This is a genomic window from Kitasatospora sp. MAP5-34 (genome assembly GCF_029894335.1).
Lineage (GTDB): Bacteria > Actinomycetota > Actinomycetes > Streptomycetales > Streptomycetaceae > Kitasatospora.
The window spans coordinates 1-11,928 of sequence record NZ_JARXZC010000073.1; the positions used below are offsets into that span (position 1 = coordinate 1).

General features: G+C 70.3%; 10 protein-coding genes. 1 reads left to right on the forward strand and 9 read right to left on the reverse strand.

Annotation, left to right across the window (positions count from 1 at the left end; genetic code table 11):
* Window positions 1-383 precede the first annotated feature (383 nt).
* Window positions 384-5,108 (forward strand): LamG-like jellyroll fold domain-containing protein, encoded by a 4,725-nt coding sequence (locus P3T29_RS31855; RefSeq protein ID WP_280720165.1) that lies wholly within the window; start codon window positions 384-386, stop codon window positions 5,106-5,108.
* Window positions 5,109-5,326: 218 nt separating this feature from the next.
* Here P3T29_RS31855 and P3T29_RS31860 read toward each other — a convergent pair whose 3' ends face one another.
* The 9 genes from P3T29_RS31860 to P3T29_RS31900 form a co-directional block, all read right to left on the reverse strand.
* Window positions 5,327-6,583, reverse strand: coding sequence for a hypothetical protein (locus tag P3T29_RS31860; RefSeq protein WP_280720166.1), 1,257 nt, complete (start codon window positions 6,581-6,583; stop codon window positions 5,327-5,329).
* 91 nt (window positions 6,584-6,674) lie between these two features.
* Entirely contained in the window at window positions 6,675-7,520 is an 846-nt protein-coding gene (locus P3T29_RS31865; RefSeq protein WP_280720167.1) for a hypothetical protein, read from the reverse strand.
* Window positions 7,521-7,654: 134 nt separating this feature from the next.
* A complete protein-coding gene (locus P3T29_RS31870) occupies window positions 7,655-7,966 on the reverse strand; it encodes a hypothetical protein (RefSeq protein ID WP_280720168.1) in 312 nt (103 codons plus the stop codon).
* A 41-nt stretch (window positions 7,967-8,007) separates the two neighbouring features.
* Window positions 8,008-8,313, reverse strand: coding sequence for a hypothetical protein (locus P3T29_RS31875; protein ID WP_280720169.1), 306 nt, complete (start codon window positions 8,311-8,313; stop codon window positions 8,008-8,010).
* A gap of 112 nt (window positions 8,314-8,425) precedes the next feature.
* Complete coding sequence (locus tag P3T29_RS31880) at window positions 8,426-8,770, reverse strand: hypothetical protein (protein WP_280720170.1); 345 nt, start codon at window positions 8,768-8,770, stop codon at window positions 8,426-8,428.
* Window positions 8,771-8,912: 142 nt separating this feature from the next.
* A complete protein-coding gene (locus P3T29_RS31885; RefSeq protein WP_280720171.1) occupies window positions 8,913-9,356 on the reverse strand; it encodes a hypothetical protein in 444 nt (147 codons plus the stop codon).
* A gap of 101 nt (window positions 9,357-9,457) precedes the next feature.
* Window positions 9,458-9,937: a hypothetical protein gene (locus tag P3T29_RS31890; protein WP_280720172.1), complete on the reverse strand. Its 480-nt coding sequence runs from the start codon at window positions 9,935-9,937 to the stop codon at window positions 9,458-9,460.
* An 84-nt stretch (window positions 9,938-10,021) separates the two neighbouring features.
* Window positions 10,022-10,495: a hypothetical protein gene (locus tag P3T29_RS31895; protein ID WP_280720173.1), complete on the reverse strand. Its 474-nt coding sequence runs from the start codon at window positions 10,493-10,495 to the stop codon at window positions 10,022-10,024.
* 96 nt (window positions 10,496-10,591) lie between these two features.
* Complete coding sequence (locus tag P3T29_RS31900) at window positions 10,592-11,392, reverse strand: DUF317 domain-containing protein (RefSeq protein ID WP_280720174.1); 801 nt, start codon at window positions 11,390-11,392, stop codon at window positions 10,592-10,594.
* Between the last annotated feature and the right edge of the window lie 536 nt (window positions 11,393-11,928).

The window sequence follows — 11,928 nt, forward strand, 5'->3', positions numbered from 1 at the left end:
GCTGAACGTGAACTCGACACTCACATCCTCGCAGGCCGGGAGCACCCTTCCTTGATCACGTCACCGCGCGAGCCACTGGCGCTGAATATCCGAGGTCAGTCGCCGGCGCACTCCTCGTGCCTGGTACCGCTCACGCGAGCACGGCTCCGAAGCCTGGAGGCCGGACGGCGGCCGCCCCAGCAGCAACAGACTCGTCGCTGGGCCTTGGCCCGCAGGAGGCGCTCGCGCAGGCTCGGGCGACGGGGAAGCCTGTCGGGGCCACCGGCGCCACAACCGACTCATCCACACTGACGGCCAACCCCAACGGCACGTTGACCCTGAGTCAGACCACTGTCCCTGTACGCAAGCGCGTACACGGGCAGTGGCAGGGCCTGGATGCGACCTTGGTCCGCAACGCGGACGGCACAATCTCGCCGAAGGTCACGACCGGTGAACTGTCCCTGTCCGGCGGCGGCAGCGGCAAGCCGCTGGCCAGGATGAAGGCCGGCGACGGATCCCTGGCCTTGTCCCTTCCTGCGGCATTCACCCTCTCTGCGCCCACCCTGTCCGGGGACACCGCCACCTACAGCAAGGTTCTGCCCGGCGTGGACCTGGCGGTCACCGCCCAGGACAACGGCGGGTTCAGCGAAGTCCTGATCGTCAAGGACGCCGCCGCGGCCGCGAACCCGGCTTTGGCCAGCCTGAATCTGGCCACCGAGGCCCGGGGCGTCACCGTGGCGACCGACACGGCAGGTGACATCGCGGCGAGGAACAAGGCCGGGCACGTCCTCTTCTCCGCAACAGCCCCCACCATGTGGGACTCCGCTCCCCCCTCCAGCAGCATGCCGACAAAGATCGAGCCGAAGACCGCCCAGGCCCTCGAGGCCCACACCGGCAACCCAGTTGCCTCCAGCGCCGCGCACAGAGGCGTCGCGGCCCGCACCGCGAGCCTGAAAGCCGCATACCGCGACGGCAGCATCACCCTGACCCCTGACAGCAGCATCCTGACGGGGAAGAACACCGTCTACCCGGTCTACATCGATCCGACCTTCACTGCTTCCGGGCAGAGCGACACCCAGCAGGCATGGGCCTACGTCGCCAGTGAGTGGCCCACCACGACGTACTGGGATCAATCACCCGACGCTCAAGGCCAGGGCCCGCAGTACGTGGGCTTCACCAACTGGACCTCTGACGTCTTCACCGCCCGGTCCTTCTTCCAGACCAGTGTCAACACCGGCGTGTGGGACGCCACCGTCATCTCCTCGAACATCTCCTTCTGGGAGAACTGGTCAGCCTCCTGCGCCCAGAAATCCGTCGATCTCTGGTGGACCGGGTCGATCAGCAACGACACCAACAACAGCACCACCTGGAACAACCAGCCGTCCTGGAACACCAAGCTGGCGACCGACAACGTGGCCCACGGCTACCCCGGCTGCGCGTCCGATGCGGTCGGCTACAACATCACATCGCTGATGCAGACCGCCGCCGGACAGCACTGGTCCAACGCCACCTTCGGCCTGCAAGCCACAGACGAGACCGACCCCCTGGGCTGGAAGAAGTTCGACAAGTACGCCACCATCACCACCACGTACGACCACACGCCGAACACCCCCGCCACCCTGACCACCAACCCGGCCACCGACTGCACCGCCGGCAGCCCCACGATCCTCGGCAAGAACGACATCACCCTGCGCGCAGCCGTCTCCGACCCCGACGGCACCACCAGCCCCCTCACCGCCCAGTTCACGCTGAAGAACATGGCCACGGGCGCCGCATACCCGCAGAACATCGGCGCCACCAGCGGCACCACAGCCAGCGCCGGCTACTCGCATACCAGCACCTCCGGCCCCTTCCAGGCACTGAGCGCGAAGACCGAGTTCGCCTGGTATCTCACGGTCACCGACCAGTACCTGACCAGCGGCCAGTCGGCCACCTGCCACTTCTACTACGACCCCACCAGCCCCGGCGCGCCAACCGTCGCCCCGGTCACGACAAGCACCAGCTCCTGCCCGGACCTCAGCACCAACAGCACCTCGAGTGCGCTGTGCGTCGTCGGCACCTCAGCCGGCTTCACCGTGACCGACACCAACACCACCACCGGCACCCCCGCCAGCTACCTCTACCAGCTCAACGGCGGCGCCCCCGTCAGCGTCGTCGCCTCCACCACCAGTCCGTACACGGCGACCATCTCCCTGAAGCCGACCGAGCAGACCAACACACTGACCGTCACCGCAATCTCCGCCGACAGCAACATCGGCGACAGCTTCGTCTACCGGTTCATCGCCTCCGCCCCCTCCACCGCCACCAGTGACGACATGACAGGTGACGGCAACGCCGACCTGCTCAACGTCGGCGGGAAGAACGCCCTGCCTGCCGGACTCTGGATCGCCCCTGGCACCGGCACCGGCCAGGTCAACGCCACCGCCGTCAACATCGGCGTCAACGGCAACGGCGTCAGCACCACCCAGACCCCCGCCTCTTTCACCGGCACCCAAGCCATCTCCGGCCACTTCTTCACCGGAAACGGCTTCAACGACGTACTCGACTACAGCTCCAACCCGTCCAACGGGGCCGTCAGCGCCGAGATCCTGCGTGGCCAGGGTGACGGAAGCACCCTGAACCCCATTGATGCCATCCCGGTCACCAACGCCACCGGCGTCTTCAGCCTCAATGCGGGCCCCAGCAAGACCTACTACGCCACATCCATAGCCACCGGCGGCGGCCTGTACAACACCATCAACGACAATCACGTCACGGGCTACCCCGACCTGCTCCTGCTCATCAACGGCGTCCTCTACGACGAACCCGCCTTCAACGGAGCCGCCAGCTACCCGGGCGCGAGCCAGGCCACGGACCTGGCCGACGACAACCCGTACTGCCTCGCGCAGAACGCCGCCAACAACAACACCAACTGCACCACCGGCTGGACCGGCTGGACCATCACCAGCACCCTGATCGGCACCGGCGGCATGCCTGCCCTCTTCGCCCGCGACACCAGCAGCACCGGTCCCTCCGCCGGACAACTCTGGTACTTCTCCCCCTCCGGCCTGCAGACCCTCACCACAGACGCCATGACCAACGGCGCCGACAAGGCCTTCACTTCCATCGAGGCCGCGTCATCCGGCTGGGACGCCACCAGCAAGCCGGCCCTTCAGGCAGCCGACATCAACAACGACGGCACCCCTGACCTTTTCACCGTCAGCAGCACCGGAGCAGTCACCACCTACCTGATGACTCTCAGCGGCATCACGGCAACCCTGACCCCGCAGACCGCCCAGACCCTCACCACCGCGGCACACAACTGGCCGCTCAACGACTACAGCACCACCAGCCACGCCGCAGCCGACACCGCCTCCGGCGGCGCCCTCAACCTCACCGGCACCAGCGGCGTCACCGCCGCCACCGGAAGCATGTTCAACCCCGACATCACCCTGGCAGGCAACGGGAACTACCTGCAGACCAGCAGCAAGGCCCTCGACCTGACCGGAAGTTTCACGGTCTCCGCCTGGGCCTACCCCACCAGCAACAACGTCGCGGTCCTGTCCCAGGACGGCGCCAACGACTCCGGAATGACCATCGCCCCCACCAGCAACGGCTGGGGGTTCAGCCTCAACACCGGCGCCGGCACGTCCTGGTCCTTCGACACGATCACCGGTGGCATCGTCCAACTCGGCACCTGGGCTCACCTGACCGCCTCCTACGACAAGCCCACCAGTGTCATGAACCTCTACGTCGACGACATCTTCGTCGCCACCGGCACCCACAGTGCCCCCAGCACTGGCGCCACCGGCAACTTCCAGATCGGCGACGACCAGAAGTCCGGTACGCGAACTGACTACTTCACCGGGCAGATCGCGAACGTGCAGACCTGGGCCGGCGCTGCCCTGCCCCCGGCCCGCCCCTACACCCCCGCCTCCTACCACCAGGCGGTCACCCCCACCCGGGTCCTCGACACCCGCTCCAGCAGCAGCCTCACCTACACCGACGGCACCATCACCCCCGGCACCAGCACCATCCACGGCGAATCCGTCACCAGCCTGCGCATCAGCGGCGACACCGTCACCCCGTCCACCAGCGGTGCCCCGACGAGCATCCCCACCACCGTCACCGCAGTCGCCATCGACATCACCGCCACCAATGAGACCGGCACCGGATACGTCACCACCTATGCCGACGGCACCCAGCGCCCCCTGACCTCATCCACCAACTTCGTCCCGAACACCACGGTCACCGGCTACCAGATCGTCCCGGTCGGCAACGACGGGAAGATCGACCTGTTCACTCACGGCTACTCCACTGACAGCATTGCCCTAGTCGTCGACGTCACCGGATACTTCACCAGCGACTCCGCTCTCACGGGCGATCAGACCTACACCCCGCTGACCACCGCCAGTCGCGCTCTGGACACCCGCGCCAGCATCGCTGGCACCAGCCTCACCAGCACCGGAACCATCCCCGCCGGCACGTCCTTCACCCTGCAGATGAGCGGTCTCAACGGTGTCCCCGCCAACGCCACCGCGGTAGCGATCGACATCACCGCAGTCGGCGAGACCGGCAGCGGCTACCTGGAGACCTACGCCACCGGCGCCGCCCCCACCGCGACCACCAGCCTGACCTACAACACCACCAGCGCGCTGTCCTCTATGTCCGCCGACACACCCATCGGCACCAACGGCACCATCACCATCGCCAACTACGGCAGCGCCACCGCTGTCATCGTCGACATCGCCGGCTACTACACCACCAGCACGACCGGCCAGACCTACCACGCCGTCAACCCCGTCCGCCTCGTCGACACCCGCAACGGCACCGGCACCACCGCCGCCCCCATCGGCGCCTACCAGACCTTCACCCTCCCCAACACCGACACCCAGCAGGTCACCACCGCCGCCACCCCCACCCTCGCCACCGTCCTCACTGTCACCAATACCGCCTCCGCTGGCTTCCTCACCGCCTACCCCACCGGAACCACCCTGCCCTCCGCCTCCAACATCAACTGGAACACCGGAAACACCCTCGCCAACCTCGCCCTCACACCCACCAACACCAGCGACCAAATCAGCATCTACAACCACAGCGGCGGCACCACCGACCTTGTCATCGACTGCAGCGGCTACTTCTCCAACTGAACCTGATAACCGGACAATATGAGGACACGCACCTAAGCCAATAGGTTCCAACAAGCAAACGACCCAAGGACCAACGTGAGGGCGGGCACGCTTCTGTGCCCGCCCTCACGTCCCCTGGACTCGGCGGGACTTTAGTACAGTCCCTCCCTCCCGACGCGGGTGCACGGACGGGGGCCGCGCCCGGGGGCGTCCGTCCCCCGGGCGGCCCCGCGTGAGGGTCAGTCGCCGCTGAGCGCCTTCTCCTCGGTGGCGGTCGGTGCGGCCTGGTAGCGGCGGGGCTGAGCGCTGGTCATGACGGCCTCGCCTCGGGTGACCATGGTGGTCAGGGCGTTGGAGATGGCGCCCGACGAGCGTCCCAGCGCCTGGGAGATCTTGGTGGGGGACCAGTCCGTCTCGGGGTTGGCCCGCAGGTGGTCCAGGATCATCTGGTGCAGTTGGCCGGGCACGAGCCGGGACCCACCGCTGGTGGCCGTGGTGGAGCGCTTGCGGGCCGGGGGGCGCAGGTGGGTACCGCAAGTCGGGCAGCACTGCCCGGCGGTCACCGTGGGCGCGTCGTCGCCCGCCGGGGGGCTGGTCCGGTCCTCCCTGCCGGCACCTTCCTGTGCGCTGCCGTTCTCGGGGTCGGCCGGGTCGTTCTCGGCGGCCTCCGAGCCGGGTGCACCGACCGGGGCGAGCTCCTCCGTCGGGATGTCGTCGGCGACCAGCGGATCGGCGGCCAGCGCCGCGCTGTCAGCGGTGTTCGAGTTGTCGATCTCCTCGCCCGCCGGGTCGCCCTGCGGGATGAGGCCATCTTCGTCTTCAGGGTGAGCCGGGGGCTCGGTACCGCGCAGCGGCTCGGTCTGCTCAACAGCGTCCTCAGCGGTCATCGGCCCCGCCAGGTCCTCGCCGGGAGCATCCGCGTGTCCGCTGCCGTTGTCGGGGTCGGCTGGGCCGTTCACGGCTGCCTCCGGCCCCGGGGCGGGGTCCTCGGCCGGGATGTCGTCTACGGCGAGCGGATCGGCAGTCAACTCCGCGCTGTCAGCGCCGTCCGGGACGGCGTCGGCGTACGGCGCGTCGACCTCCTCGTCCGCCGGGTTCTCCTGCGGCGTCGGACTGGCATCCCCGTCGGCGTGGGCCGGGGTGTCGGTGCCGCACTGCGGCTCGGCTACCTCGTCATCGGTCTCGGCCGCCTCTGCCGTTACGGTCGACTGGTCAGCATCCGGGGGGACGCTGCCGGGGGTGGCGGGGTACCAGTGGTCGGGCAGTCGGCGGGTGCGGTCGTTGCCACCGGGCGTGCGCCGGGCCAGGCCCTGCTGCTCGAGGGCGACGAGTGCCTTGCGGGCAGCGGAGGGGCTGACTTCGGCCGCCAGGGCCAGGGCGGCGGCAGTCGCGCCCTCCTTCCCGCAGAGCTCGGTGTAGACGGCGGCGAGGACACCAGTCAGGGCGGTGACCGGTCGCTCGGTGGTCGGGGTGGTGGTGATCGTGATCTCGAACATGAAGGGTGTCTCCTTGGCTTCGTTGAAGTGGTTGTGCGGTCCGGGGCCGCCACTGGGCGAGGCGGCCCCGGGGGTGGAAGGGCTGGCTGGGTCAGCGGCGGCCGCATCCAGCGTGGCCGCATCCGCCGCAGAATCCGCCGCTCGCGCAGACGCAGGGGCAGGTCCCGGTGAGGGCGCGCTGGCGCGGGACCTGGCCGAGACGGCTGTGCGTCACCGGAGCGGTCACCGGGAGGACGGGGGCGGGCCGCACGGCCTGCAGGAGAAGGTCGGCGAGTTCGGTGCGGGTGGAGTGGGAGGTGGTGTGGGCGAGTGCGAGGTCCAGTGCAGGGGCCAGCGCACCGGTGGTGGGCAGGGCGAGGGTGAGCGCGAGACGTAGGGTCGTCTCGCGTTCCAGCAGGAGGTCGTAGCCGGCGGGCAGGTCACGGGCGGCGTATCGCGTGGCGATCGTCAGCGCCTCGGCGAGGGTGCGGGTTCGGGCGCTGCGCAGGTCGGTGGCCGCCTGTCGGGCGGCGCTGTGGAGCGTGGTGGTGAGCTGGTTGGTAGTAACGGCGGGCGGCGCGAGCGGCTGGCCTTGGGTCAGGAGAGCGCGGTCCGGCGTGGCGGGGAGCTGGGTGATGGCGCCGAGCAGGGCGGTTCGGCGGATGCGGCTAGGCCAGGCCCGGTCGCGGCTGTCGAGCCCCGTGCCGGGGCCGGGGGCGAGAAGTCCCCGGGGGCTCAGCTGGGCGGCATAGGCGAGTCGGTAGGTGCTCTCGCGGCGGACCAGCTCGGCGTGGCCGGGCGGGTAGGTACCGTGGAACGTGGCGCGGTAGATCGCCCGGTGTGCGTCGGCGAACCGGTTCCCGCCCACCAGGGAACCGGCGAGCGCGGTGGCGAGGACGGTCGCGGTGAGGGCACGCAGGCGGGGCAGGTCGGTGGAGGCGTTCTGGTGGGTGGTCATGGCGGACTCTCCTGGTGGGACGTCAGCTGGAGGGGCTGGGTGGGGCCGGGGCGTGGCGGGCGCGCCCCGGCCGGGTGCGTCCCGGGCGGCAGGCATTCGACGTCAGCCGACCGGTCGGCGTTTGGGGTGGGCGGTTACTGGGGTGTGCCGTCCGGGCCGTAGGTGCTGTCGGCGAAGAGGGCTTCGAGCCAGGCCTTCGTGGCGTCGTGCGCGGTCTGCTCGGCGTGCTGGAGCTCCAGGCGCAGGAAGACGAGGGTCTCGGTCCGGCGGTCGGTCTCGAGGGTGTCGAGGATGTGGCGGACGCTCTGGGCGAAGTCGTGGAGGGTGAGGCGCGGGTCGGCGTAGCCGGTGTCGTCGTTGGCGAGGAGTTCGCTGTTGGTCAGGCCGGTGGCGGCTTCGATCTGGTCGATGACGGCGATGACGGTCTCGCGGATGGTGTGGTGCATGACCGGCTTCCTTGGTGGCGGGGCGTGGTCGGGGGTGGTGTTCAGGCGGCGCCGGGCAGGTCGTCGTACGGGTCGTGGTGGAGGTCGATCCAGGCTTCGGCGGGCAGGTGGCCCAGCTGGCCGCCGTCGCCGATCCACACCACTCCGTGGGGCCGGTCCCCGTGGTCGGCGGCGGGGTGGTCGCTGTTCGGGCCGGTGGTGGCGTTCACGTTGGGGGTGGCGGTGACGGCCCCGACGTAGTGCTCGAACGGCCACTCGGGGGACAGGGCGAGGCGGACGGGGGTGGCGGGGTCGAAGGCGGCCAGGGCGGTGAGGAGGTCGGCGACGGTGTGGTGGCGGTTGGTCATGGCCAGGGCTCCGTGTCGGGTTCGATGGCTGGCGACGTTGTGACGGCAGCCGGGGGTGGTGCCTCCTGGCGGCCGGGACCTTTCGGGTGCGGCCACCGGGAGGTGCGCGGGGTCAGCCGAAGTGGGCGAGGTAGCGGGCGACGGCGTCCTGCAGGCCCTTCGGGTGGACGCTGCCCGGGGTGGCGAGGAACGTGTGGTCGTAGGCGGTGATCACGTAGTCCTTCAGACCGGGCAGGACGCGGTAGTTGGCGAAGGGGAAGACGTTGTGGTCGAGCTCCCCGGCGGTCGCCGAGATGATCCGGACGAGGATGCCGTCGTATTCGTCGTGGTGGCCCGTCTGGTGCAGCTCGGCGGTGACGGTGAGCTTGCGGTGGCGGGCGACCTGCTTGAGGCCGGTGACAGTTCCGTCGGCGAGCGGGTTGAGCTGGGACAGGACGTGGGCGTGGGCGACGGCCATGGCGGTTTCCTCCGGGGTGTGCCGGCGCTTGGGGTGCTGCGCCGAATTGGCTGGGTGGCACCTGGTGTGTGCGGGCCCGGTGTGGGCGTGCGTTGGGTTGCCGGGGGCGGGGCCTGCGCCCTTGGACGGCGGTCCCGTGGCGTCAGTCGCTGGCGCCGCCGATGCAGGTGGCGGGGCGGGTGTTGAGCTGCTTGTAGGTGTGGATCAGGAACTTCAGGTGGTGGGTGTGGGTGGTGGCGACGGCGGTGAGGATGTCGAGGGTTCCTCCGGCCGTGGCCATGACCGGGTCGTCGTAGACCGGGGTGAGGGCGCCGCCCGCCGCGAGGGTGTCGAGGTGGCGGCGGCTGGCGGCAATGCGCCGGTGGGCCTCCCGGGCGGTGCGGTCGAGGTCGTCGGCGGTGCTGACGATCATCAGCATCAGGTGCTCCAGGGCCTCACCCCGGTCCGTGCCCTCGTGCGGCGGCCGCCCGGCGAAGTGGGCGTCGTACAGCGCCTTGGACATCGCAAGGCCGGGCTGGGGCATGGGGCTGCCCGACGAGGCGGTGGGACAGGCGGCGGCGTGGTCGGGGTGAGGTGTGCTGCTCACAGGGATGGCCTTTCTGGCGGGGCGGACTGATTGCATGGGTGGTTCGGGGTGGGGCGGCCGCCTGGGTACGCGGCCGCCCTGGGCGGCGGTGGGCGGGGCGGTCAGCCGCCCATGGGGCCGTAGACGCAGGTGTCCCGGTGGCCGGGGTCGTAGGGAAGGGTGTCGTCGGCGGTCAGGTCGGCGGGGAGATCGCGCCTCTTGGCGGGGGCGAGGTCGGTGATGCGGGTGATGGTCCAGACGGGCACGTCCGCTCCGCACTCGGGGCACGCGTCGAGGAGGTAGATGGGGTCGTCGTCGTAGAACGGGGCGGCAATGATGAACCGGTACGTCGTCTCGGGGTGGTGATCGTCGGCCGGGTCGCTGACGGTCAGCAGGACGGGCTCGCCGCTCTGGTAGTGGCGGCGCAGGCCGTCGCTGGTGACGGTGACCTGCTCGGTCGGGATGCCGAGGAGGTTCGCCAGGCGCAGTTGTGCGGCGGCGGCCTCGTCGGGGCGTGCGGGGTAGGCGAAGTGCGGGTCGGCGGTGGCGGCGTCCAGGTGGTCGAGGGCGGCCTGGGCGCGGGCGGCGATGCTTCGGGTCATGACGGTTTGTTCACCTCTCGGTGTGGCGGTGGCCGGGCCGGGGTTGCCCGGCCACCGGGCGTGCAGGGTGGTGGTGGTGTGTGGTCAGCGCAGGGCGGCGGGCAGCGGGGCGGCGGGGTCGGTGGTCCAGGGCAGGAGGTGGCTTGCCCAGGTGTCCTGAGTGCTCTTCCTCCAGTCGGTGCTGATGATCTGCAGGCCGTCGGTGCGCAGGAGGTAGATCCACTCGTGCCAGAGGGCTTCGACGTCGTCGTGGGTGAGGAGCTGGGGTGCTTCCGCGCGTTCGCCGTGGCAGTAGCACCGGTTGGGCCGCACCTCGGCCGGGTGGGGGCGGGTATCGGTGAAGGCGGTGGTGGTGGTGAAGTCGAGGCCGAGCTCGCTCCATCCGGCGGGGTGCTCGTCGAGGTAGAACCGGGCGGCGGCCTGCGGGTCGCCGTGGAAGTGGCCCTGGACGGTGCCGAGGAGGATCGGGACGCGGCTGGTGGGGTGGCCGTTGTTGTGGACGTAGCGTCCGGCGAAGCCGTCGGGGGTGGGGCGGGCGATGATCGAGCGGATGCTCATGGCGGGCCTCCGTGCCGTGCGGATTGGCGAGTTGTGGCAGGCTGGTGGCTGGTGCCGCCCCCGATTCGACCGGGGGCGGCACCGCCTGGTCCGGCGTCAGGCACGGGTGATCAGGTCCCGGCACGCTCGGGGGATCTGCTCGTCCTCGCGGATCAGCGGGGCGGGGTCGGCCAGGGCCCGGCAGAAGGCGGCGATCAGGCCGGTCGGCGTGCCGCTGCTGAAGACCGCGTCCCACAGCGGCCTGCGGTAGGGGGCCGGGGCGGCCCAGATCGTCCATCGGGGCTGGCCCTGGAGGATCTCGGTCTCCACGCTGCCGCGCGCGTGCACCCGCACCTCGACGCCCGCCCGTCCGTCCGGCGCGGTCCACCGCTCGAGGGCGCGGCCGGGCCCGGTCTGCGGGTCGCGGTCCCACCCGGCGTCGCGCAGGACGTTCAGGACTTTCTCGATGCCGTCGCGGTGTCCGTCGTCGGGGTGGGCAAAGGTGGGCTCGTCGGGGCGGTAGCCCTCGGCCCAGTCGGCGGTGAAGGCGCGCATGAACTCGTACGGCATCTCATCGGAGAAGGCGGCCATCCAGGTGCGGGGGCCGTGGTGGTGCGGGCGCACCCAGGCCTTCCACAGTCCGACCGGCTCCGGGTTGCTCTCCGGCAGGAAGCCCAGGTAGGCGCGCCCGCAGGGGCTGGTGACGTGGAAGTTCGCGAGCTCGTCGCTCCAGGCATTCCACCCTGCGTCACATAGCGGGGCCATGGTCTCGTCCGACTCGTAGCCGGACCCGGCCAGGTAGCGGGGGCTGACGTGCACCTCCCACTGCTCGCGCTCGAGGGTGCCGACCGGCTCGGGGGCGGGCGGGGCGGGAAGGGTGTCGGGCGGGGCGTCGAAGGTCGCGGGGGTGTCGGTCATGTCGAAGCTCTCCTTCGGGGGTCAGTGGGCCGGGGCGGTGTCGGCCGGGGCGGGGCGGGCGCTGATCTCGCAGATCCCGGTGGTGATCTCGCGCAGGGTGCTCAGGGCCGCATTCGGGTCCATATTCGCCTTCCCTTTCCGGCTCCGATTTCGAGCGGAGTTCACCCGCGAATCTCTATCGCTGGATTTCTTTGGCGAATTTCCCGCCCCCGGCTTTCCCGGGCACATTTCAAATATAGCTCGATGGCCGCGACGAGTGAAGCGGGATTTCGGCTGTGAATTGCTGGAATTATCGCGATTTCACGACGTCTTGTGTCGTGGAATTCCGGGTGCTCGACGCGTTCGGTCGTGGACGGGCAATTCGGCGACCGGTTCGAAGGTGGGCACCCCGCCACGGCGCCCTGGATGTCACCCGATCGGGTGACATCCGGCCCCGGGCGGCGGCCCCGGGCGGCGGCCCCGGGCGGCGGCCCCGGGCGGCGGCCCCGGGCGGCGGCCCCGGGCGGCGGCCCCGGGCGGCGGCCCCGGGCGGCGGC